Genomic DNA, 23,118 nt, shown 5'->3' on the forward strand with positions numbered 1-23,118 from the left:
TAGCCCGGGGCCTCGCCGGGCAGGCTGAGGGACGTCGGAGCGGAACAGCATCAGGCACCTTAACGAGGAGATCGTCGTGCGCAAGCTCGTGTATTACATCGCCGCCACCCTGGACGGTTTCATCGCCGGTCCCGACGGCGCCGACCCCACCGGCCCCGACGGCTTCTGGCCCATCCCGGACGACTACCTGCGCCACCTCGTCGGCGAATATCCGGAGACCCTGCCCGGTCCGGCCCGGCAGGCGTTCGGCATCACCGACCAGGGCAGCCGGTTCGACACCGTGCTGGAAGGGCGCCACTCCTACGAGGTGGGCCTGAAGGCCGGCGTGACCGACGCGTACCCGCATCTGCGCCACCTGGTGTTCTCCCGCACGCTGGGCACCAGCCCGGACCCGGCCGTCGAGGTCATCGCCGAGGACCCCATTGCCACCGTACGAGAGCTGAAGCGCCACGACGGCAGGGACGTCTGGGTGATCGGCGGCGGCGCCCTGGCCGGTGCCCTCTACCCCGAGATCGACCAGCTGATCATCAAGCTTGCGCCGTTGACCATCGGCGCCGGCATCCCGCTGTTCGGCCGCGACGCCGTCTTCGCGCCAACCACCTGGCGCCTGACCGACCACACCGTTCTGGACAGTGGGGCTCTCTTCCTCACCTACACGCGCGCACAGACCGGGAACGAGCCCGCATGAGCACATCCCCCAACGGCGTCACGATCCGTCCCATCACCGGGTCGGACGAGATCGCCCTGTTCAACCGCCTGCCGTACACCATCAACCACGAGCTCGACGACGACCTCGCCGCCAAGCGCCGCCGACCGGGGTGGATGTGGGTGGCCCTGCGCGGCGACCGCCTGCTCGCCAGGGTCGCCTGGTGGGGTCGCGGCGACGACACCGCTCCGCTCCTGCTGGACATCCTCGACGTTGACGACGGTGCCGAAGACCTCACCGAGGTGGCGCAGGCGTTGTACGAGACCGCCGCGAAGCAGGTCCTGGCACCCGGCGCGGTCCCTCCCGAATACGGCCGCTTCCTCCCCGCCGACTGGCGCGAGGACCCGGACACGTACCGGGCGGTGCGGACCAGGATGGGCGTTCTCGAGAGCACCGGCGCACGCCTGACTGTCGAACGGCTACGCCTGGAGTGGCGCCCCGCGGCAGGCCTGCCCACGCCCGACCAGCGACTGGCCTTCCGCCCGGCCCTGGACACCGACGAGCTGGTCGCGCTGATGACCCGCGCCCTGGACGGGACCCTGGACGCACACAGCCGTACCGACCTTGCGCAGATGTCGCCCCACGAGGCCGCGCTCAAGCACTACGAGCAGGAACTCGCCACGTACTCCAGTCCTCGTGAGTGGTGGCGCATCGGCACCTTGGGCGAGAACGGCGACCCGGTCGGGTTCGTCATTCCGGCGCGCAACGCCTACCACCCGGTGATCGCCTATCTCGGCGTCGTCCCCGAGCACCGGGGCCACGGGTACGTCGACGGCCTCCTCGCCGAAGGCACCCGAACCCTCGCCGCCGAGGACGTCCCACGCATCCGCGCGGCCACCGACCTGGGCAACGTACCCATGGCAAAGGCCTTCGCCCGCGCCGGTTACGTCAACTTCGAGCGGGCCATCAACATGGCCTGGCACTGACCAGCGGCCGCCGCGGTGAAGCCCATATGCCGAGGTCATGGCCGGCTCGCGGCGGCTACAGCCGTTCGAAGCTTTCCATGCCGGCGAGTTTCAGCACCTCGGTCCGGGTTGCCGGGCATTCCTGTCGGGTCTGGTCGTCGATCTGCCGGCCGGTCGGCACGGGCCCCTGCTTCTCGTACCAGGAATAGAGGTTCACGGTGAGGTTGGCCATGACGCCCGTCTCGGACCCGATTCCCTTCAGGGTCGGCAACTGGCCGTCCAGGTAGGCGCACACCTCCTTCGCCGACACCTGCGTGGAGGCGCCGTCCGGAGCGGATTCGGCCGCGCTGGACGCGGCGGCGGTTGTGGTGGGGCTGTCCGGCGCCGCAGCCCCGGGCTCGGGCGCGTCGGTGCACGCCGTCGCGGCCAGCACGAGGCAGACGGCCGGCGCGAGCAAACGGATCGTCCTCATCGGGTTTCGTCCTGACGTGGTTGTTGGTGGGTGGCGGACGGGTTGTCAGCCCCGACGGAGGTTGCGGCGACGAGCCAGAGGCCGGTGGGCAGCCGGTAGCCGACGCCAGGCTCACGGAACCGGCCGAGCAGCCGGGCGACTCCCGCCCGGGCCGAAGCCTGCCCAGCCAGCGGAGCCGCCCGGTACGCGGCACCGGCCGGGCCGACCTCGATAAGCCACTCGGCCACCGCGTCGGCGTCGTCCGGAGTTTCCAGGTCGACATCGCACGGCGTGATCGTGACGGCGGTGAAGCCGGCGCTGGTGAGGATCCGGACGAGCCGGGCCGGGTCGGCGAACGCGAACGGACCGGGCTCGTCACCGACCGGGAGTGGTGGTAGCGGTCCGAGGTGCGGTGCGGCACCGAGCATCACCGCGGACAGCCACGGGTTGACGCCGCTGTCGCGAAAGACGGTCGCGGCGAGGCGCCCTCCCGGGCGCAGTGATCGCCGAATCGTGCGGCAGCCGGCAACCGGGTCCGCCAACAGCATCAGGGTCATTCGGGAGAACGCCGCGTCGAACGGGCCACCCGGCACGACATCGAGAGTCTCGATGTCGGCCACGTGGAACTGGATGCCCGGGTGCCCGTCGGTGGGGAACCGGCGCCGAGCGGCGGTCACCATCGCCTCGTCGATGTCGACACCGATCGCCGCGCCGGTCTCGCCGACCGCGGCGGCGATCTCGGCCGTGGTGCCGCCGCAGCCGCAGCCCACATCGAGGACTCGTTCGGCGGGTCGCGCGGCCAGTCGATCCATGGCCGCTGCGCCCAGCGGTCGGCCGGTTCCGTCCTGCCGATCGGCGTGGCGAATCCAGCCAGCTGCCGCTCCCGCCCAGAAGGCGGCGCCGCGGGTCCGCAGGCTGGCGGTGTCGGCCATCAGAACGGCATCTCGGTGCCGTCGACGCTCATCGAGCGGAAGTGAGCCGCCTTCGTCGGGTCGAAGCCGTCCTCCTGTGCCGCCAGGCCAGCGGCCCGGACCAGCCGTTCGGACTGGAACCGGCGGAATGCCGCTTCGTCCTGCCAGATGTTGATGATCCGCCAGCCGTCCTCTGTCGGCCCGGCGACATGGGCGAGGAGACCCGGGGGTCGGTCCGGCCCGAGGTGTCGTTCCACCTGCCGGTATTCCGCCTCGCTGACACCGGGCATCTCCTGCAACACACCGAACGGCATGGCCGCCGCCTCTCGATAGAGTGAGACTCTATCCAATAGAGCACTACACTTGAGAGGTGGTTGTCAAGAGACGTTATGACTCTTCGCGCCGACAGGAGCAGGCCCGACAGACCCGGCGAGCGATCCTCGAAGCGGCCGGCCGGCTGTTCGTCGACCCTGGCTACGCAGCCACACCGCTGACCGCTGTCGCCGTGGAAGCCGGCGTCGCGGTCCAGACCCTGTACGCGGTGTTCGGCAGCAAGCGGCAACTGCTCTCCCAACTGGTCGACGTCACCCTGGCCGGCGACGACGAACCGGTGGCCCTGCCGGACCGGCCCTTCGTCGCGGAGATCCGCGCGCTCGCCGACCCCCGCGCCAAGCTCACCCGCTACGCCCGCCATCTGGCCGAGGTCAACGCACGACAGGCTCAGGTGATGCTCGCGCTGGCCGGGGCTGCCACGGCCGATCCGGACGCCGCCGAGATCTGGCGCAAGAACGTCGACGACCGCCGCCGCGGCATGGCCATGTTCGCCGCGGAACTCGTCGGCACCGGGGGCCTCCGCCCTGACCTGGACGTCGAACAGGTGGCCGACATCCTCTGGTTGGCCCAGGACGTCCGCAACTTCGACTGGCTCGTCCGGCAACGCGGCTGGCGGCTGGAGCAGTACCAGCGCTGGTTTGTGGACACGGTGAGCGGTGCCCTGGCCGTCAGCGCCGACTAGCGGACAGGCCCGGCCCACCACCGCATCTCGACCGAGCGGCACTGGTCGAGATGCGGTGCTGGCGGCGAACGCTCGGACGGGTTCGTCTCGTTGCCGGTGCGACCCTCGTTGAGGTCAGCCCTTCACCGCGCCCGCGGTGAGCCCTTCGGTCAGGAAGCGCTGCCCGAAGGCGTACATGACGACCACGGGGATGCTGACGAGCAGCGACGCCGCAGCGAGTTGTCCCTGGGGCACGACGTCTCCGGCGATCATCGACTGCATCCCCACCGGCAGCGTCTTGTACTCGTCCTTCGTGATGAACACGAAGGCGAAGAGGAACTCGTTCCAGGCGTTGGTCAGGGTGAAGAGCGCGACCGCCAGCAGCCCTGGCTTGGCGAGGGGCAGCACCACCTTCCCGAACGCCTGGACGCGGCTGCAGCCGTCGACCAGCGCGGCCTCCTCCAACTCGACGGGGATCGACGAGAAATACCCCACCAGCAGCCACGTGGCGAACGGAAGCGTGAAGGTCGGATACGTCACCACCAGGGACCACAACGAGTCGGTGAGCCGCGCGCCGATGAGCATCTGGTACAGCGGGATGAACAGCAGCGCACCCGGCATCACGTAGGTGAGCAGCACCGTGACGGTGAAGCCCTGCGCACCGCGGAACCGCAGCCGGGCCAGCGCGTAACCCGCCAGGGCGGCGCAGACCAGTGCCACCGCCGTGGACGCCGCCGACACCAGCAGGGTGTTGAGGTACCAGCGGCCGAAGGGCTGGTTGTCGAACAGGGCACCGAACTGCTCCAGAGTCCACGGCGTCGGCCACAGGTCGTCGGTGCGCATGACGACCTGGCCCTCGGACTTGAAGGCCGTGACGAAGATCCAGTACAGCGGGCCCAGCACGAAGAAGAGCAACCCGGCCAGCGCGACCCAGGACCCCAGACCCGACACCGCTGACGACGACCGGCGACCGCCGCGGGACTGGAGGGTCGAGACCACCCGGCCGACCGCCACCGCGATCAGCAGAATCACTCCGAGGACCACCGCCGCCTTCCAGAAGATCTCTGGCGATGCCCAGAAGAGCAGACCGGTGACCACTGCGGTGACGACCCACGGCAGCGCCTTCCGCGCCGTCCCAGCCCACCGCCGCGCCCCGATCCGCCACGCCGCCTGGCGTCGCCGGGGCAGTCTGATGTTGGTGTCCTGGCGCAACAACCGGACCAGGACGAACACCAGCCCACCGATGACCGGCAGCATGACGAGCGTGACCGCCGCCCCCGCGCCGTACTGCAACTGCAGGATCGCCTTCGAGTACGCGACGAGCACGTACGGCGCGGTCACGTCGCCCGGGCCGCCCTGGGTCAGCAACCAGACGAGGTCGAAGTTGTTGAACGTCCAGATCGACGACAGGGTCACCGTCACGGTGAGCACGTGGCGCAGCCCGGGCAGCGTCACGTTGGTGAACCGCTGCAACGACGAAGCGCCGTCGATGGTCGCCGCCTCGTAGAGGTCCGCCGGGATGGCCTTCAACCCGGCGAGGAAACACACGGTGAAGAACGGCACCCCCTTCCAGACGTTGACCAGGATCACCGACGGCATGGCCAGTGACGGGTCGGACAGCCAGCCCGCGGGCCAGCTGTCGACCAGGTGCGCGCTGGCCAGCAGCGGCCCGATTCCGGTAGCGGTGAGCAGCGTGTTGACGCTGCCGAAGATCGGGTCGAGTAGCGCGCGCCAGCTGAACGCCGTCACCACCGTCGGCACCACCCACGGCACGAGCAGCAACCCGGTCAGCAGGGCCCGGCCGCGACGCCGATGATGCAGTAGCAGGGCCGCGGACAACCCCAGCACCACCTTGAAAATCTCGGCGTACGCGGTGAAGACGAACGAGTTCACGACGCCGGTGTGGAACTGCTCGTCGCCGACGAGCGCGAGGTAGTTGTCCAGGCCGACGAACACGGTGTCCTGCCCGTGCCGTTCGGTGGTGCTGGTGACGATCGACCGGGCGATCGGCACGAGGACGAGACTGCCGACCAGCACGGCCATGGGCGCCAGGAACAGTGCCCCCAGCCGCCAGTCACGACCCAGCCGCCGCTGGGTTGCCGTGAGAGAGCCGGGTCCCGGCGGCGGGGACTTCCTCGCCGCCGGGACCCGCGCAGGACGGACCGAGCTCACTGCGGCAGCCCCTGCTGGTTGAAGATCTGCACCATCTTCGCGTGGGCGGTCGTCACGGCCTGTGCCGGCGCCGTGCCCTGCACGACCTGCTGCATCATGTCGGTGAGGACGTAGGCCGACCCCACCGCCTGCTGGCCCGCGCTGGCCTTCTGCGGGAAGGCCAGGCCGTTCTTCGTGTTCAGCGGCAGCTTCAGTTCAGTGATCTTGCGCAGCATGGGGAACGCCGGGTCGCCGCTGGTGAAGAACGGGTCGGCGTCCCAGACCTTCTCCCAGGCGGGCATCACCAGGCCGGGTGCTTCCTTCGCGACCCCGAGCAGCGCGGGCGCGCTGACCAGGTACTGGGCCAGGAGCTTGGCGAGCGCGGGGTTCTTAGCACCCTTGAAGACGACGAAGCCCTGCGACTGGCCGAGCAGCAGGGGGTTGTTGGTCGCGGGCCCGATGCAGTCGGAGAACACGTGGGTGTTCTCGTGCACCGGGTTCTTCTTAGTCCTGGAGTCGGCGTAGACGCTGAACTGGTTGCGGGTGTAGCCGAGGACCCCGGCGAGCCAGTTCTCGTTGTTGCTGGTGTCGGTCCAGCTCGCCACCCCGGGCGGCAGCATCGGCTTGTACCTGGGATTGGTGTAGATATCGCCCAGGAAGGTCACCGCCTGCACCGTCTCCGGGGAGTTGAACGTGACCTTCCGGCCGTCGTTGGAGGCGATCGACCCCCCGTAGGCGTTGATCAGGGCCTCGATCATGCCGTTGCCGTCACCGGACCGGTTCACCGTCATGCCCCAGCCGAATCGGCGCTTGGCGGGATCGGAGATCTCCAGGCACAGATCCCGCAACTCCTCCCAGCTGTAGATGTCCTTGGGGGAGATGCCCTTGTCCTTCATCCAGTCCTTGCGCAGGAACGACCCGATACCGATGAAGTGGTACGGGATCGCGAACCACTTGCCATCGAAGACGCAGAAGTTCTTGGCCTCAGCGCAGGGTTCGCCGTACCTGGCGGTCAGCGCCTGGACGACGTCCGTCACGTCCTCCAGGTCGCCCAGTGCCTGGAACTGCGCGACGAACCGTGAGTCGGTCATGAACGCCAGGTCACGCGCCACCCCGCCCTTGACCTCGGCGTCGATCTTGGCCACCACGTCACCCGCGTCGGCCTGGACCAGACTGTTCTCGATCTTCGTGCCGGTGGTGTCGGCGAACTTCTTGATCGAGCTGTCGAGAGCGTCGTTCGCGGCCGTCGAGTACAGCTTCTGCGACAGCATCCCCATCGAGGAGCCCTTCATCGCCGCCGCGGCGTCGATCAGCTCCTGCGGAACCTCCGCCTGCACCTTGGAGGGCGAGTCGGATTCGCCGCCACAGGCGGCCAGGCCGGCTGCGCCGAGAACCCCCACCCCCATCCCCAGAAAGCCGCGCCGTGACCAGGCTGGATTGGTTTCCATTGACTTTCGCCTCCTCTAAGTCCCCGCACCACTGCACGCCGAGGGCGTAGCTCGTGCTTCAGGTGTGTCTTCATGACGGCGACCACGGACGAGTCGCCCGCATCGATCAGTGCGTTGAGGCGATCGGGGACCGGGCCGAGAAAGCAGCGCTGACGTACCAGTTCGGTCGGGCCACGGGACCACCACCGTTCGAGATTTCGAACTGAGTTCGAGATACCGTATCGAGTGGTCGCGACGCTAGAGCAGCGCTCTGAGTGATGTCAATGTTTCGATGAGGTTTCGAGCCGAAAGCGGGAAGTCGGCTAGCGAGACAGAGCCCGGTAGCCCATCCGGGCCGACAGCGCCGCAGCGCCCTCGCGAACCAACCCGGTCCACTCCACGTGTGCCTCGGGGGTCCAGCGAATGATCGGCGCGGACAGGCTCATGGCGGCGATGGTGGTGCCGGAGTGGTCTCGGATCGACGCAGCCACGCAGCGCATGGCGCTGTCAGACTCACCAATGTCGACAGCGACGTCGTCAGCCCGGACACGGTCGAGATGCTCGCGGAGCCGGTCAGGGTCCGTGATGCTGTCCGGCGTCATGCCCGGCAGGTCGCCCTTCGTCAGGACGTCGTCCAGGCTCGCCTCATCGAGGGCGGACAGCAGGATCTTGCCGACCGCCGTGCAGTGAGCCGGCAGCCTCCGCCCGACCGCGGAGACCATCCGAACCGGGTGCGTGCTGTCGAACTTCACCAGGTAGATGACGTCGGCGCCGTCGAGCACGGCCACGTGGACCGCCTCGTCACAGGCGGCGGCCACGTCCCGCGCGACGCACTGCGCCTCGCGAACCAGGTCGAGCCGGCCGGCGAACGCCGCGCCAAGCTGGAACAGCGGCATGCCCAGCCGATACTGCACCGGCTGACCCGGAACGGAGATCAGGTACGAGCGAGCCTCGAGCGTGACAAGCAGTTCGTGGACGGTGGTACGGGGCAGGTCGAGCCGCTCCATCACCTGACGGGCCGACAGTTGGGGGCAGTCCAGGAACAGTTCGAGGACGTCGAGTGCGCGGATGACCGCCGGTACCACACGGGGCATGTCGATAGTCCCTTCGCAGTGCCGGACCCAGTGTCAACGATCTCCACGGGCCAGCACCTGAAGAGGATAACTGCGTCAGCCGCCGGCGCCAGGTTCCGGACCAGCGCTGCCGTCCGGTGGGCCTGGCAACCGGCCGGCCCGGCCTGTTCCGCACCAGCAGCACACACGGCCGGCCCCCTGGTGTCCTGAACACTGACACCAGGGGGCCGGCCGTTGCACCTTGCGGTTGTCGTCAGTCGCCGTTGGACACGTAGACCGAGTAGCTGGTGGTGTCGGTGTCCGTACCGTCCGCCTTGTGGCCGGTCACGGACAAGGTGTGCGTCTCGAAATCCTGCGCCGGGGTGTAGGTGATCGACGCCTTCCCGTTGCTGTCGGCCGGCACGTCCGTCGACGGGCCATCGTCGATCTGCCAGGAGAAGGACACGATTCCCGCAGTGCCGCCGCTGAACTCGAAGGTGCCGGGGACACCGCCGCCGCCCGACCAGGTGCCGTCCGGATATTGAGCGCTCACGACGTAGGGAGCGTTGCCGACCGTGAAGTCGTACTCCGTCACGGGAGACAGTTCGCCGCCCGCCGTCAGGCTCTGTACGTGCAGGGTATTCGTGCCGTTGCGTTCGAACGGCACCGCGACCAGCGTCGACGTGCCCTCAGTGCTGGCCGGCAGCACCTGCTCTGGGCCGTCGTTGACCCGGTAGTGGTACTCGGTCACCTCGCCGAACAGTTGGGTGTGGAAGTGGAAGTACCCGGTCCAGCCGATCCCCCTGCGGGACCAGTCGTAGGTGCTGTACACGTCGACCTTGTTGTCCCGGACATCGAAGGGCTGCGTCCGCAGGTCCGATTCGGTGCCGTCCGCACCAACGCTCGTGACCCGTACCTCGTTGTAGCCCCACGAGGCCGGCGTGTACGTGACCGTAGCCGTGCCGTCCGGACCGGCCGCGATCGTCTCCTCATCGGCGCCGCCCAACGAGTAGCGGTAGGAGGCGACCCCCGGTAGCCCCGGGTGGAAGGTGAACGTCGCGGGCCGGCCGACGGTGCCGCTGCCCTCCGGCGTGTGCGTGACCACGGGACCGGACCAGATACCGAAGGTGTAGGTGGTCACGGGCGACCGAGTCCCGTCCGACAACAGCGCCTGAAGGGTCAGGGCATTGTCGCCAGCGTGCTTCGGCGTGACCGTGACGAGAGCGTACGTGTTGCCCTCGTTGGACACGGTCTGCTCGGCACCGCCGTCGAACCGGTAGACGAACCCGGTCAGGTTGGGCAGCTGACTTTCCAGCTCGATGCCCAGCGGTACGCCGACCCCGTCCCGACGCGGCCAGCTGTTCAGCTCGTGGGCGTACGCGGTCGGACGCGTGTCGATGATGTTGAACTGGTGGGACGCCTCCATCGACGTGGAACCATCCGACCTCACCGACCGTACGGTCATCGAGTGCCAGCCCGGCGTCGCCGTCCACGGCAGTACGGCGGTGTCGTCGTCCCCCGCCGGGATGGTCTTCCACTCGTTGTCGAGGTTGTACTCGTAGGCAACGACATCGTTGCTGTGCGGGGTGAACCGGAACGAGCCGGTTTTGCCCGCCACCTGGTCGGTGTCCAGGTTGAACTCCGCCGACTCCACGCCGGGCGCGTCGGTGACCCAGACCTGGAGGGTGTCCTGCCCGATCAGCCTGTTCCTGGCGTAGCTCCGGACGGCCACCTCGACCGAGCCGGTGGCGGTGAACGTGATAGGACCGGTCGCCTTGCCGTCGACAGCCGGGAGGCGGACCTCCGCGCCGTCCTTGAGCTCATACCCGAACGCGGTGGTCTCGGGCTTTGACGCGATCAACGTGATCGTGCTCGGCAAGCCGACGCCGCTCACTGTGACATCGGCGTACGGCGCCGTCTCGGCGACCCGGAAGCGGTACTCCTTCTCGGGCCCGCGGTTGCCCGCCGCGTCGACCGACGAGACATAGAGCTCCGTGGAGAACCGCAGCTTCGGGGTGTACTTCAGGATTCCCTTGCCGCCCGGGCGCCTGGCCGGAATCTGCCCGGAATACCCCATCGAGTCACGCCAGGCGAACGCGACCACGTCACGGTCGCCAGCCCCGTCGAAGCGGAACGTCCCCTCGATGCCGCTGCCACCACCCGGGGTGTCGCCCTCGGGATAGGTCCGCGACGACACCTTCGGCGGATTCGCCGGGGCGGTCCGATCCATGACGAGATAGCAGGTCCTGCTCCACGGCCCCGGGTCGTAGTAGTCGCTGGCCTGTGCCTGCCAGGCGAGGACTGTGCCGTCGGCGTACTGACTCAGGTCGGTGCCGTAGTAGTCATGGAACTCGCGCCGCTGATCGGGGTGGTCCACCGGCCAGATCGCGTACAGCACCGTCGGGCGGTCGCCCTCATCCGCATCGCTGGCGGTGGCCGCGAACACCGTGTTCCGCGCCGCCGGCGACGGCTTGGCCAGCGTGCCGCACGGCCGGTCCGGGTACGCCAGATGGAGGTTCGTGACCGTGGGCGGATGGTTCACTGTGGCACTGAGCACCGGCTTGTCAAAGGTGCGCCCGGTCCGCGCGTCGGCTTCCTGATTGGCGGTCACCCGATACTCCAGGGTGATGCTCTTCTCCTGCCGGCTCAGCGCCGCGTTGAGCGTGCCCACCATGTCGAAACCCAGGTAGCCCGGGCAGTAGACCGCACCGGCGCCCCGGTTGGCGGTAACCAGCTTCTCGAGCTCGGCCGGCGGGCGCAGCCAGGTCGTGGTGCCCTTGACCGGGCTGGTTCGCCACACCTCGATGGTTGCCGGGGCGGAGCAGTCGTTGACCGTCTTCTCGTTCGTCCACAGGTACGAACTGTGGGCGACCGTACCCTTCAACTTGGTCAGGTCGTACGTGAAGTACGAGCGGTAGGTGTGCGTCCGGCCGGCGTCGTCGCGGGACGTGCCGACCGGCGGCGCCACCGGCGCATCGACGACCTTCGCGCGAGGATTCTGCGAGTCGAGATAGGCCCAGCTTGTCAGAGGCAATTCGGACGAGCTGGCCGCCGACGCCGGAGAGCTGGTAGTGGTCAGTACAGCGGCCGTGACGGCGACGACCGTCAACGGGACAGCCCATCTGAGACGTTTCATGTGGACGTGGTTCTCCCCCTGTGGCGGCACCCCGATCGACGCCGGCGGGCGTCATCGTAGCGACGCATCACCATCCGTTGGGGGCGACGAGGGAGTCGTGGCGCAGAACCTGTCGGCTCACCCCCGCAGCTGGAAACCCTCGATCGGGTGTCTATCCCCGCGTGGGCACCGGGCGGGAGAGCGAGGAACTGCTCGATGTCGGCGATGGCGTCCTCCACCGTGCCGCCGACCTCCGGGTCGCGCAGCCGGGCGTGCAGGGCGGGCAGGACTCTGTCGGTGTCGTCGCCGACGTGGTACGCCCGCGAACCCGGGGGGTCCTGGCGAGTTGCGTGACCGGCTTGACCAACGCCGACTTCACCTCGGGCGGCTGCCCGCGCCCGGACGACCACCCAGGAGCAGAGAGTCAGGGAAGGCTCTCTTCCTGTCCGGCCTCCAATCGGTCTGCCCGGCTGTGAAGCTCCACAGCTATGGCATCCCAGTCGGGACCGAAGGCATGTAGGTCGCTGGCCGCCACACGCAACAGTTCGACATCCTCCGGCCGCTGGAGGCAGGCTAGCCGGAACGCGAGGTTTCGCGCCCAGACCGGAAGACCTATCCAGTCCTCCTCCAGCAGCACCTCCAGCATCGCCACGATCTCGTCAGCCGATGCGAAGGTCACCACCTCAACATATGCACTGGCAACGCGCTCGCTGTACCGTCGACCAGCGAGCAGCCGGGCCAACTCGAGCAGCGACATGCACTCCGGTGCGTAGGGCTCGGCGTCAGAGGACTCCTCGGGACGACCCCTGGTACCCCTATCCAGCAACGCCCGCAGCCAACCCGTCCTATTCACGACTCAGAAGCTAACCGCTCCCCACCAGGCGAACCCAGCACGGCACAGACGCCCGGCGGCGGTTCGACGCAGGTGAGTTGAAGCGGCACTCAGAGCCGCGCCGCCGCTACCGGCGGCGCCACCGTCCGGCACCTGCTCACCCGGCGTTTCGGGCTCTCATGGTTGTTCGCTGGTTGACGACGTTTCACGATGTCTTGTGCCTGCGTGCCCCACAGACCCTCCGCGCTACGACTTCCGCCGCCATTCGACGCGCCCTCGATGCGCCACCGCCGGGACATCCCCTCGCTGGACGTACAGCACCTCGTCCTCAACCCACCAGACATCGCCGACACGAATGAGGACTGGATCCTCCAACGTCAGGGCGAGAAGACAGCCGCCGGAACTGCCGGGCAGCCCTTCCAGGTCATCCACCAACTCCATCCGACCTGCGGTGACGGGCTCGGTCATCACGCCACCATTCTGCCGGTCTGTGCGGCCCGACGACTCCTTGACCCCAGGCAACCAACACGCCCTTGCCACCTGCGGCTTCGCCCATTCCTAGCTGCCAGCACCGTCCCCTGCCGTGCAGGATTGTCCACCGGCCTCCGTCGTGATCGTCACTCAGTTAGTTACCCATCTCCTCGGCGCTCGGCCCATTCCGGTCTCCGACCAGGCGGCCGAGGAGATATCGCGCTCCACCATCTCCGGACCGTCCCCGCTGTCGTAGCTCCTCACTTCGGCCTTCCTCGTACAGCAGCCGGTTTAGTCGCCTGCGAGCGTGCACATCGCGTTGGCCGAGTGCCGCCAGCTCGATGTGACGCCCGGCGCGGGCGAGCAGATCCACGGACATCATCGTAGGCGGCCCGTACCCTCTGCTTGGGAATCGGATTGATCACGGTGGTAAGTGGTCGTCCCACCTGGTTGCCAAGCGCGGCAGGGGCCGACCGCCACTCCTTGTTGTCGGCTTGTTCAATGCTGTGATGACGGCGACATCGACCGGTCATGCGAGTGCTGGCTGTGCGACGGAGTTGGCGGCCCTGCGAGCCGATGTTGCTCGTCTGCTTCCGCCGCCTGGCGGGGTGGCAGCGCAGCGTCCGACCGCTGCCAGCCGATCGGCCGGTGCCCGACTAGCGAGGATGCTGCCAGCGCAGTTGCGTTTTTAGCGTTTGTGACGCAAGCTCTAACTATGGCAGCGCTGAGTGGTGACCTTCTGACCACGGGTCAGGTTGCCGAACTGCTGGGGTCGTCGCGCCAGCAGGTGGTCAACCTGTGCGAGCGTGGAGATCTGCCGTTCGTAAAAGTCGGTAAGCATCGGAGGATAGAGCGGGCTGCGGTTGAGGCGTTTCTACGTCCCAAGCCGGTGTTGACTCGTGAACAGCTCAAGTCGCTGTGGCTACATCAGGCGGTGGCTGGCAGCTTGGTGACTGACCCAGACGAAATACTGAGCAAGGCCAGAGAGAATCTCGATCGGCTCCTCCGGCAGCATCAGGGGACCATGACCGAGATCTGGCTGAAGCGCTGGCAGGAGAAGATCAACGAAGGAGTGGGGGCCGTCCTCAAGGTGCTGGCCTCGGAGGACCCGGAAGCTGTGGAGCTACGACAGAACTCACCCTTCGCGGGGGTCCTTTCAGAGTCGCAGCGTAAGAAGGTTCTTGAGTCCTTCACGCGCAGCGGTTGGAGGCGAGCAGCGTGAGGCGCGAGCAACTGGAGCATGTCCTGCGGTCGGCGTGCCAAATCGTCGGAGACCCGGACGTGCTCATCATTGGCAGTCAGTCGGTGCTGGGTCGATCCCGGAGAGCAGGCTTCCGCTAGAGGCCACTGCCTCGATGGAGGTCGACGTGGCCTTCTTCAACGACCCGGACGATAAGAAGGCTGATCAAGTCGATGGCGCTATTGGCGAGCTTTCGCCGTTTCATGAGATGAACGGTTACTACGCGCAAGGCGTGAGCATGTCGACCGCCGTGCTGCCCGATGGGTGGCGGGACCGGTTGGTTTTGGTGGAGTCTCAGAGCACCCAACCGGGGCGCGGCTACACGCTCGAACCGCACGACTGTGTGGTATCCAAGCTGGTAGCCGGCAGAGAGAAGGACCACGCCTTCGCCAACGCGCTGATCCGGGCCGGGCTCATCGATCCAGCAGTGGTTGCCGAGCGGATCGAGTTGGTCGACGTCCACACCGTGGTGCTGGCCCGACTCAAGGGCTGGATCGCCACGTACCTGCCGGCGACCTGATTCGCGGCTCCAGCCGAAGCAAGGCGCCTTCACTCTCTGCGCCACTTCTTCGCCACGGCCCTGATGGGCAACGGCGTCGATCCTCAGGAGTGCAAAGGCCCTGAGGCACGCCAACCAGTGGATGACGTTCAGGGGACCATCATCCACTGGTTGCCGAAGAAGAACCGCCCGCGCGGTCTGGTCGACGACCTTCTGCGCAAGGTAGACGGCAAGCGGTGGGCATCTGCCACTGGCGAGATCCGACCTGAGTTTCCGGAGCTCAGAGGGGGTCTGTGGTGGGCCGCCAGGGACTCGAACCCTGAACCTATGGATTAAAAGTCCACAGCTCTGCCATTGAGCTAGCGGCCCGCGCGCTCAGGTTACCCGACGGTGAGCGCCGGCGACTCTCGGCTTCCGGCCGGCCGTCGATGCCTGCCGTCAGCCGGCGCTCGCCGTGCCTGATCATCGCCGGGTCATCGACAGACCCGGCGCGGTGAGGTTGATCAGGCGATGGTGGGGAACCGGATGGGCATGAGGGCGAGCAGCATCCCGGCCGTGGCGGCGTCGGGCGAGGAGATCGGGCCGGACGGCGTACGCCAGCCGGGTGGCGAGGTGCATGCCTGGCGGCCCGGTCAGAACCAGACCTTGTGCGGCCTCGCTCTGAGCCGGACCCGGCTGCGTCGTTTCCCGCATGTGCGCTTCGACTACTCGGGCACCGACGTGCTCACGGAGGCTGACGCGGTGGGCTGGATCTGCCCGCGATGCCTGGCCGCTACCACTGGCCGGCGGGGGACGGAGAAGCACGGCTGGGTCCGGGACTCTCCTCGCCCTTGATCGACTCGGGTTTCCGGAAGTCGGGCTGTCGTGCCCGCCGGGATACCGCGACTTTCAGGAAGCCGAGTGGATCAAGCGCGCCGAGCGCGGGTGGGTGGTTGAGCTGCTGCTGGGCGGGTACCGGGTCGGGCATGCGGATCGTGGTGGTGGGGGCGAGCGGCAACGTGGGTACGGGGCTGCTGCGGCGGCTGCGCCGGGAGCGGGGCGTGGAGCTGGCCGGGGTTGCCCGGCGGTTGCCCGGCCCGGATGCCGGCGAGCCGTACGACCAGGTGGAGTGGCACTCCTGCGACATCGGCGCGCCGGGCGCGGCGGGGCAGCTCGCCGAGGTGTTCGCCGGTGCGGACGCGGTGGTGCACCTGGCCTGGCAGATCCAGCCCAGCCACGACCAGCGGGTGTTGCGGAGGACCAACGTCGACGGCAGTCGGGCGGTGATCGACGCGGTGGTCCGGGCCGGTGTGCCGGCTCTGGTGTACGCGTCGTCGGTCGGCGTCTACGCGTCCGGCCCGAAGGACCACCCGATCAGCGAGCGGTGGCCGGCCACCGGTGTGCCCGGCTCGTCGTACAGCGAGCACAAGGCCGAGGTGGAGGCGCTGCTGGACGGGGTGGAGCGCGAACACCCGGCGTTGCGGGTGGTGCGGATGCGACCCGGGTTGATCTTCCAGCGGGCCGCGGGCACGGAGATCACCCGCTACTTTCTCGGCCCGTTGGCGCCGGTGCGGCTGCTGCGCTTCGGCCGGATCCCGTTGGTGCCGACGAACCGCCGGTTGCGGATGCAGGCGGTGCACGCCGATGACGTGGCCGATGCGTACGCCCGGGCGGTGTTGGGTGATGCGCGCGGCGCCTTCAACCTCGCCGCGGACCCGGTGCTGACCCCGGAGCTGGTGGCCCGGCACTTCCACGGTTGGACGGTGCCGGTCGCCGCGCCGGTGCTCCGGGTGGCGGCGGCGCTGACCTGGCGAGCGCGGCTGCAGCCGGTCGACGCGGGCTGGGTGGAGCTGGGTCTGAACGCCCCGCTCATGTCCAGCGAGCGGGCGGAGACCGAGCTGGGCTGGCAGCCCACGATCAGCGCGCTCACGGCGCTCAAGGAACTCTTCGCCGGCATGGCCGACGGTGCCCACACGGGAAGCCCGCCGATGTCCGGCGCACGGGACCTGCCGGGCCGCCCCACAGCCCTGCTCGAAGCCCGCCCTCCAGGCCAGGGAAACCCCTACTGACCCCAACCCGCCGCTAGGCCCGGGTGATCAAGAGGTATCGGTCAGGAAACGCGCCTCCGGTGACCGAAACCTCTTGATCACCGGGGCAGGCGCACATGCGCCGGGCCCGCGCGGACGCGCAGGCGCCGGGCCGCGCCGGACCGCAGGCTGGGTCAGCTCAGTTTGGATGCGGTTACCGTCGGGTTCTGGGCACCCAGGAAGAAGATGCCGGGGAAGCCGCGGGTCTCGAACTTGCCGCTCGGGTTGCGGCGCAGGGTCGAGTTTTCGATCTTCATAGTGCCGGTGCGGTTGTTGCTCACGAAGAAGACCGCACCGCCGCCCTCGTTGGCCTTGTTGTTCTCGATGATCGTGCCGGCGATCCGTACGGTGAACTCGTTGCCGTCGCAGTAGATCGCGCCACCGCTGCCGCCGCCCGGCGTGCCGGACTTGGCCGGGTTGGCGCCGCTGCCGATCGCCTCGTTGTGGCTGAGCACGCTGTTGAGCACCACCCAGGAAACGCCGATGCTGCTCAGCGCGCCCCCGTTGGAGCAGGAGCCGCCGTCGAAGGTGCTGCCCACCACGTACACCGGCTTGTTCTCATGCTGGCTGAGCGCCCGGATGGCCGCGCCGCCCAGGTCGGGGCCGGTGCGGTCGCAGCGGTTGCGGACGAAGCGCGAGTTGACCACCTTGAACCGCCCACCGCGGACGAAGATCGCCCCACCGCCGCCGCCCTCGGCCTTGTCGCCGGTGGAGTTGCCGTCGGCGAACGTCAGGTTCTGCACGGTGAGCTGCGGGTGGTCCTGGTTCTGGCAGTGCGAGGTGGTGAAGCCCTGGGCCTCGTCGCAGGTGTTCATGTAGAGGATGCGGCGCTGGCCCTGGCCGCTCAGCGTGACAGTGCCGCCGCCGTCCAGCACGACCTTCGGCCCGTTGGCGTTGCGGACCTTCGCGGTGGCGGTCATCTTGATCGTCACCGGGGCCGGCCCGCAGTTGAACGTGATGACACCGCCGGCCGCGACGGCCTTCACGACCGCGGCGGAGGTGCAGCTCGCCGGGGTGCCGGTGCCGACGGTCCGGGTCGGCTTCGAGGTGTCCACCGCCCGGGCCTCCGCCGGCACGCTGGCCCTGCCGTTCGGGTTGCCGGCCGCGAGGACCTTCTCGGCGGGCTTCGGGCTCGCGCTGGCCCCTGGGCCACCGAGGCCGTCGCGGGCGACCGGCGCTTCGCCCGGGCCGCCGGTCGGCAGGGCTGTCGGCGAAGCGGACGAGCCGGCCTCGAAGGTGGGGGCCGGCTCGTTGGGTGCGCAGGCGGGCAGGGTCGCGGTGGCGACACCGAGGACGACCAGAGCGACAAGCGACGTCATGCGCACCCCGTGATGCTAGGAGCCGCGACGGCATCGCGACGAATCCGCCGGGCCGGTTTAATGCACCGCTAAGCCACGCCCGCCACCGTCGCCGCCCGCCACCGTCGCCGCCCGCCACCGTCGCCGCCCGCCTGCAGACCACCGCGCCGCCCGCCGCCGCGCCGCTCGTGGCGGTGTGTCCGGTGGTCAGCTGTGGGACAGGGCGAACGCGGTCAGGAAGCCGGCGACCGTGACCAGACCGACGAGCAGGTGCGCGTCCTCGAACGCCTCGGGGACCATGGTGTCGGTGATCATCGCGAGGATCGCGCCGGCGGCCAGTGCGGTGATCCCGGCCAGCACCTCCGGCGGGGCGCCACCCAGCAACGTGTTGCCGAGCAGCGCCGCGACCCCGCTGATCAGGGCGATCCCGGTCCAGAGCAGGAAGACGTACCGCCGGGTCCGGCCGGCCTGACGCATGCCGGCCGCGCTGGACAGGCCCTCCGGCACGTTGCTGAGGAAGACCGCGGCGACCGTGACCAGGCTGACCGTGCCACCACTGAGCAGGCTCGCGCCGATCACCACCGATTCCGGTATGCCGTCGAGCAGCGCGCCCACGGCTATCGCCGACCCGGAGCCGGGCTGCTCGTTCTCGGAGGGTTGCTGGTCGCCGGACCGCTTCCGGTGCCGGGCGCCCTGCCGGGCGAGAGCAACGTTGGCCAGTGTGTAGACGACCGCTCCGCCGGCAGCGCCGAGCGCGGTGGGCAGCAGGCCGCCCTGCTCGTGTGCCTCGGCGATCAACTCGAACGACACGGCGGAGAGCAGCACCCCCGCCCCGAACGCCATGATCGACGCGGTGACGCGCTGCGGCACCCGGGCGAACCAGCCGACCGCCGCCCCGACCAGCAGAGCCGACCCGGCCAGCAGCCCCCACCCACCCGCCTGTAACCACTCCGGCATTCGCGGGACCCTACCCACGCCCGCCGGGGCGACAAACCCGGTCGTGAGGAAGGCTCAGAAGTCGGCGAACAAATATGGCACCCGGCGGGGGAAGATGCCGCGCAGCTCCGCGGCGGCGTCCACCGGCACTTCACCCAGACCGCGCAACGGCAGCTCGGCCGGGTCCAGCACCCCGTACGCGAGGGCGGAGAGCCCGGCCGCGGTGAGGGTGGCGGTCGGCGTGCGGTCGGAGGTGTCGCCGACCAGCTCCAGCGCGCCGGTCGTGCCGTCCAGCAGGTGCGTGCCGGCGAGCCATCGGTCCCCGGTCAGCTCGACGCGTACCCGGCCGGGGCCGGCGGGCAGCCCACGCAACGCGTCCAGCGACAGCAGGCGGGCCATCGGAGCCGACGCACCCGGCACTGCCGTCCGCGCCTCGACGTGCACGTCCAGGTCGGTCAGCCACAGCTCCGGCAACTCGTCGGGCGGGACCTGGACGGTGATCCGGTCGATCTGGTCGACGTGCCGGGCGAAGAACTGCAACAGCAGCGCCCGTGCGAGCGGGTCGGTGAACAGCAGCTCGTTGCCGTGCAGCGTGCCGCCGTGTTCGTCGATCCGGTACGTCAACGCGCCGGTGACCTCGCCGGCCACCCGGGCGGTGACCAGCCAGTATTCGTCCCGGTCGCGCATCCCGACCGCCCGGTAGTCCGGGAAGATCGAGAAGCCGTGTCGTTCCTGGAGGTTGCGCTCGGTGAAGGCCCGCCACGCCGGATAGCCGGCGGCGATGCGTTCCCAACTCACCTCGCCGGGCAGGTCCACCCGGAGCAGTGACCCCAGGTTGGCCGGTGTGAAGGTGACCCGGCGCGGCTTGGGCAGCCCCGTGTAGCCGAACCGGGCGTAGAAGCTGGGACGGAACGGATAGAGCGCACTGAGCGAGTGCCCCTCGTCGCGCATCTCGTCGAGGAGTTGGTGCAGCAGCGTCCGGACGTGCCCCTGCCGGCGGGCCAGCGGGTGGGTCGCCACCCCGGCGACACCGGCCATCGGCAGCACGACCCCGCGCAGGTTCTGCCGCATCGGAATGGCCGACACGGCGGCCAGCGTTGCGCCGCTCTCCTCGGCGATCAGCGTCCGGTTGCCCTCCTGGTAGGGCAGGTAGTCGCGGAACTCGTCGATCCGGGCCGCACTGAGCGGCGAGGACTCGAAGGCGTACGCGGCCAGCGGGAAGCTGGTGGTGAGACGGTCGTCGGCGGTCACCCGGCGGATGGTCATTCGCCCATCTCAGCCTGCCGTACAGGTCGCAGCAACCCGATTGGCGGGATCCGTGCCACCGGCACGGCGCTCGACGCCGGCCGGCACACCGGTCATCCGACCGGCAGGTGCCGCAGGTGCCGGCGGCGGCGCAGGCGGACGCTGACCACGGCGGCCACACCGACGACCAGCAGGACGGTCACGGCGAGCCCGTGCAGCACGCCACGCGAGAGGTAGCCCTGGTCGGTGTGGTCCACCGCCCAGGTGGCGATCTCCCGGGTCGACCAGAACGGCGTCAACTTCGCCCCGGACCCGGCCGGGTCGATCAACATCTGCACCGTGACCACGGTGAGCAGCAGCAGCGTCCCCTCCATCTCGCGGGGCAGCAGCGCGCCGATCAGCATCCCGAACGGCGCCGCCACCGCGACGGAGCAGAGCAGCGCGGCGGCCAGGCCGCCGTACCGCAGGTCCGCGCCGTCGATCATGGGGAGCAGGAAGAACGGTACGGAGATGACCAGCCCCACCGTCCACAGGCCCAGCACCCGACCGAGGTAGAGGTGATGTGGACGGTAACCGGCCAGCCGCAGCCTCGGCTCCAACTCCCGAGCCGCTGTGGTGGCGAACAGCGCGGCGGTGCTCACCGCCCAACCCACGCCGAGGAGCAGCGACCGGACCGACTGCCCGAGGTAGGCGTCCCGCCGGATCAGGTAGAAGGTCAACGGCATCAACAACAACAGCAGGAGTACGCCCCGACGCCGCAGCAGCTCACGCAGTGTCATCTCGGCGACGGTCAGGAGCCGGTTCACGGGTGGCCTCCCTGGACGCCGGGCGCGTGCCACCCGGCGTCCTGTGCAGGTGTCAGGTCGAGCACGATGTCCACCCGGTCGAGCTGGTTGAGCAGGTGGGTCACCACGACGATCGCCGCGCCGCCGTCGCGCAGTCGGCTGAGCTGGTCCCAGAAGTTGACATACGTGCCCTGGTCGAAGCCCTGGTACGGCTCGTCGAGCAGCAGCACGTCCGGGGAGCTGAGCGTGGACATGGTCAGGTTGAGCTTCTGCCGGGTGCCGCCGGACAGGTGGCGGGCCTGCACGTCCCCGCCCGCCTCCCAACCGAGCTGGCGTGCTGCCGCCCGACCGGCCCGGCGGGCGGGACCCCGGGCCACGCCCTGACCGGCGCCGACCAGCACGAAGTGCTCGTCGGGGAGCAGGAAGTCGGCGGTGCCGCCGGACTGTGGGCAGTAGCCGAGCCGCCCGGAGACGGTCACCTCACCGGCGTCGGGTGAGATCAGTCCGGCGCAGATCCGCAGGAAGGTGCTCTTGCCACAGCCGTTCGCGCCGATGACGGCGGCGATCTGTCCGGCCCGGACGGTCAGCGTGGCGTCGTGCAGCACCGTTCGCCGCCCGTACCGCTTGGTGATGCCCGCCGCGTGCAGCCGCACCGGCCCGGGGCGCGGCCCGGGCGCGGTGCCGATGCTCTCCACGACGGCGCCCGCGTATTGCTGGGGTGGACCGAAGACGACCCAGGGGTCGCCACCACCCTCGCGCAGGTGCGTGGCCGCCTCGGCGACCACGTGCCGGGCGGCGTCCGCCGCGACCCGGCGCTGGTGCAGCTCGGCCGTGAGCGTTCGCAGCCAATCGTCGGCGTTCACCGGGTGACCCCCTTCGTGACGATGTCGTTCACCGGCTGGACGAAGGTGAGCCAGGCGCTGCCGCCCGCGCGGAGTGCCGCGTACCCGTCGTCGGTGAGCCGGTAGTACTTACGGGCCGGCCCGGCGCTGCCCTCCCGCCACTGGGCGGTCACCAGGCCGGTCTTCTGCAGGCGCAGCAGCACGGGATAGAGCGTGCCGCCCTGGATGGGCCCGACGCCCGCGGCGTCGAGCGCCTGGGCGAGCTGGTAGCCGTAGGACTCGCGGTCGGACAGCAGGGCCAGCACGCAGATGTCGAGCACCCCCCGCAGCCATTGCCCGCGCCGGTCGGAGTCCACGCGTCGGACAGTAGCGGCGCAACCTAGATGGCACAACTACCTACTGGGTCGACCGGATCCGGTCCGGCCGGTTCCGCGAAACCGTCGAACAGGTCCGGCGAGGTCAGCGGGCGACGACGTCGGAGACGACGACTGTCACGTTGTCCGGTGCGCCGGCGTGGTGCGCGAGCTTCACCAACTGCTCACCGCACTGCTGGCGGTCGGCGTACATGCCCAGCGCCGCCGCGATGGCCTCGTCCTCGACGTAGTCGGAGAGCCCGTCGCTGCACAGCAGCAGTCGGTCGCCGGGGACCACTGTGAGCACCCCGATCGCCGGTGGGGTGTCGGCACCCTGCACGGCCCGGGTCACCAGGGACCGCTGCGGGTGGTGGCGGGCCTGGTCGGGGGAGAGCGTGCCCTGGTCGACCAGCGCCTGCACGAACGTGTCGTCCCGGGTGAGCTGGGTCAGCTCCGCGTCGCGCAGCAGGTAGCAGCGGGAGTCGCCGACCTGGGCCAGCACCAGCGTCTCCCCGGCCAGCAGCGCCGCGGTGAGCGTCGTGCCCATCCCGTCACGGGTCGGGTCGACGGTGATGGCGGCGTGGATGCGCTGGTTGGCGGTGCTGACCACGGCACGCAGGGCGTCGGCGGCGGCGTCGGGCTCGGTGGGCGGTGCCAGCTCGTCCAGGATCCGGATCACGATCTCGCTCGCCACCTCGCCCGCGGGCAGCCCGCCCATGCCGTCGGCGACGGCGATCAGGCGGTCACCGGCGAGGGCGGAGTCCTCGTTGTTGGTGCGCACCAAGCCGATGTCGTTGAGGATGACCGAGCGGAGGATCAGCGTCATGGGGTCAAGCTTG

23 protein-coding genes and 1 tRNA gene are annotated in these 23,118 nt (G+C 69.3%); 7 read left to right on the plus strand and 17 right to left on the minus strand.

Annotated elements, in window-relative coordinates:
• The first annotated feature begins 76 nt into the window (after positions 1-76).
• Together AC3CF1_RS20800 and AC3CF1_RS20805 are read left to right on the plus strand one after the other, a co-directional pair.
• Positions 77-688 carry a dihydrofolate reductase family protein gene (locus AC3CF1_RS20800; RefSeq protein WP_088950993.1) on the plus strand — a complete coding sequence of 204 codons (612 nt, stop codon included), beginning with the start codon at positions 77-79 and terminating at the stop codon, positions 686-688.
• The gene (locus tag AC3CF1_RS20805) at positions 685-1,632 is read left to right on the plus strand and encodes a GNAT family N-acetyltransferase (protein ID WP_354982078.1); all 948 of its coding nucleotides are present in this window, start codon (positions 685-687) and stop codon (positions 1,630-1,632) included. Before AC3CF1_RS20800 ends, AC3CF1_RS20805 begins: the two co-directional genes overlap by 4 nt.
• A gap of 55 nt (positions 1,633-1,687) precedes the next feature.
• On the opposite strand, the gene AC3CF1_RS20810 is transcribed toward AC3CF1_RS20805, so the two are convergent.
• The 3 genes from AC3CF1_RS20810 to AC3CF1_RS20820 are packed head-to-tail and all read right to left on the minus strand — an operon-like array spanning position 1,688 to position 3,287.
• Positions 1,688-2,083 (minus strand): hypothetical protein, encoded by a 396-nt coding sequence (locus AC3CF1_RS20810; RefSeq protein WP_354982077.1) that lies wholly within the window; start codon positions 2,081-2,083, stop codon positions 1,688-1,690.
• Complete coding sequence (locus AC3CF1_RS20815) at positions 2,080-2,994, minus strand: class I SAM-dependent methyltransferase (protein WP_355159987.1); 915 nt, start codon at positions 2,992-2,994, stop codon at positions 2,080-2,082. The genes AC3CF1_RS20810 and AC3CF1_RS20815 overlap by 4 nt, the downstream gene beginning before the upstream one ends.
• Positions 2,994-3,287, minus strand: coding sequence for a hypothetical protein (locus AC3CF1_RS20820; protein ID WP_088950997.1), 294 nt, complete (start codon positions 3,285-3,287; stop codon positions 2,994-2,996). The genes AC3CF1_RS20815 and AC3CF1_RS20820 overlap by 1 nt, the downstream gene beginning before the upstream one ends.
• Before the next feature lie 56 nt (positions 3,288-3,343).
• Between AC3CF1_RS20820 and AC3CF1_RS20825 the strand changes: the two genes are divergently transcribed.
• Positions 3,344-3,988, plus strand: coding sequence for a TetR/AcrR family transcriptional regulator (locus tag AC3CF1_RS20825; protein ID WP_488451080.1), 645 nt, complete (start codon positions 3,344-3,346; stop codon positions 3,986-3,988).
• 114 nt (positions 3,989-4,102) lie between these two features.
• On the opposite strand, the gene AC3CF1_RS20830 is transcribed toward AC3CF1_RS20825, so the two are convergent.
• From AC3CF1_RS20830 to AC3CF1_RS20855, 6 genes are all read right to left on the minus strand, one after another.
• A complete protein-coding gene (locus AC3CF1_RS20830; RefSeq protein ID WP_354982075.1) occupies positions 4,103-6,010 on the minus strand; it encodes an ABC transporter permease in 1,908 nt (635 codons plus the stop codon).
• Between the two features lie 125 nt (positions 6,011-6,135).
• Positions 6,136-7,566, minus strand: coding sequence for an extracellular solute-binding protein (locus tag AC3CF1_RS20835; RefSeq protein ID WP_488451081.1), 1,431 nt, complete (start codon positions 7,564-7,566; stop codon positions 6,136-6,138).
• A 302-nt stretch (positions 7,567-7,868) separates the two neighbouring features.
• Entirely contained in the window at positions 7,869-8,639 is a 771-nt protein-coding gene (locus AC3CF1_RS20840) for an IclR family transcriptional regulator (RefSeq protein ID WP_088951000.1), read from the minus strand.
• A 232-nt stretch (positions 8,640-8,871) separates the two neighbouring features.
• Positions 8,872-11,631 (minus strand): hypothetical protein, encoded by a 2,760-nt coding sequence (locus AC3CF1_RS20845; protein WP_488451082.1) that lies wholly within the window; start codon positions 11,629-11,631, stop codon positions 8,872-8,874.
• Between the two features lie 505 nt (positions 11,632-12,136).
• Entirely contained in the window at positions 12,137-12,469 is a 333-nt protein-coding gene (locus AC3CF1_RS20850) for a hypothetical protein (RefSeq protein ID WP_488451083.1), read from the minus strand.
• Positions 12,470-12,790: 321 nt separating this feature from the next.
• Entirely contained in the window at positions 12,791-13,012 is a 222-nt protein-coding gene (locus AC3CF1_RS20855; RefSeq protein WP_488451084.1) for a hypothetical protein, read from the minus strand.
• A 718-nt stretch (positions 13,013-13,730) separates the two neighbouring features.
• On the opposite strand from AC3CF1_RS20855, the gene AC3CF1_RS20860 reads away from it, so the two are divergent.
• Together AC3CF1_RS20860 and AC3CF1_RS20865 are read left to right on the plus strand one after the other, a co-directional pair.
• Entirely contained in the window at positions 13,731-14,237 is a 507-nt protein-coding gene (locus tag AC3CF1_RS20860; protein WP_354982069.1) for a helix-turn-helix domain-containing protein, read from the plus strand.
• Positions 14,238-14,370: 133 nt separating this feature from the next.
• Positions 14,371-14,775 (plus strand): DUF6036 family nucleotidyltransferase, encoded by a 405-nt coding sequence (locus AC3CF1_RS20865; protein ID WP_488451085.1) that lies wholly within the window; start codon positions 14,371-14,373, stop codon positions 14,773-14,775.
• Between the two features lie 273 nt (positions 14,776-15,048).
• Here the strand turns inward: AC3CF1_RS20865 and AC3CF1_RS20870 are convergent.
• Positions 15,049-15,123, minus strand: a tRNA-Lys gene (locus AC3CF1_RS20870).
• Between the two features lie 162 nt (positions 15,124-15,285).
• Between AC3CF1_RS20870 and AC3CF1_RS20875 the strand changes: the two genes are divergently transcribed.
• Both AC3CF1_RS20875 and AC3CF1_RS20880 read left to right on the plus strand, forming a co-directional pair.
• Entirely contained in the window at positions 15,286-15,588 is a 303-nt protein-coding gene (locus AC3CF1_RS20875; protein ID WP_354982067.1) for a hypothetical protein, read from the plus strand.
• 131 nt (positions 15,589-15,719) lie between these two features.
• Positions 15,720-16,802 carry an NAD-dependent epimerase/dehydratase family protein gene (locus AC3CF1_RS20880; RefSeq protein ID WP_488451086.1) on the plus strand — a complete coding sequence of 361 codons (1,083 nt, stop codon included), beginning with the start codon at positions 15,720-15,722 and terminating at the stop codon, positions 16,800-16,802.
• A 152-nt stretch (positions 16,803-16,954) separates the two neighbouring features.
• Here AC3CF1_RS20880 and AC3CF1_RS20885 read toward each other — a convergent pair whose 3' ends face one another.
• From AC3CF1_RS20885 to AC3CF1_RS20915, 7 genes are all read right to left on the minus strand, one after another.
• Entirely contained in the window at positions 16,955-18,139 is a 1,185-nt protein-coding gene (locus tag AC3CF1_RS20885; RefSeq protein WP_488452113.1) for a hypothetical protein, read from the minus strand.
• Positions 18,140-18,325: 186 nt separating this feature from the next.
• Positions 18,326-19,075 (minus strand): ZIP family metal transporter, encoded by a 750-nt coding sequence (locus tag AC3CF1_RS20890; protein WP_488451087.1) that lies wholly within the window; start codon positions 19,073-19,075, stop codon positions 18,326-18,328.
• A gap of 54 nt (positions 19,076-19,129) precedes the next feature.
• Complete coding sequence (locus tag AC3CF1_RS20895) at positions 19,130-20,320, minus strand: GNAT family N-acetyltransferase (RefSeq protein WP_488451088.1); 1,191 nt, start codon at positions 20,318-20,320, stop codon at positions 19,130-19,132.
• 92 nt (positions 20,321-20,412) lie between these two features.
• The gene (locus AC3CF1_RS20900; protein ID WP_179781707.1) at positions 20,413-21,105 is read right to left on the minus strand and encodes an ABC transporter permease; all 693 of its coding nucleotides are present in this window, start codon (positions 21,103-21,105) and stop codon (positions 20,413-20,415) included.
• Positions 21,102-21,947 (minus strand): ATP-binding cassette domain-containing protein, encoded by an 846-nt coding sequence (locus AC3CF1_RS20905; RefSeq protein WP_488451089.1) that lies wholly within the window; start codon positions 21,945-21,947, stop codon positions 21,102-21,104. The genes AC3CF1_RS20900 and AC3CF1_RS20905 overlap by 4 nt, the downstream gene beginning before the upstream one ends.
• Entirely contained in the window at positions 21,944-22,282 is a 339-nt protein-coding gene (locus tag AC3CF1_RS20910) for a PadR family transcriptional regulator (RefSeq protein ID WP_179781709.1), read from the minus strand. Before AC3CF1_RS20910 ends, AC3CF1_RS20905 begins: the two co-directional genes overlap by 4 nt.
• 103 nt (positions 22,283-22,385) lie before the next feature.
• Positions 22,386-23,105, minus strand: a complete 720-nt coding sequence (locus tag AC3CF1_RS20915; protein ID WP_099849794.1) for a PP2C family protein-serine/threonine phosphatase — start codon at positions 23,103-23,105, stop codon at positions 22,386-22,388.
• Positions 23,106-23,118: the final 13 nt, after the last annotated feature.

The organism is Micromonospora sp. MGP-C2, assembly GCF_057766525.1.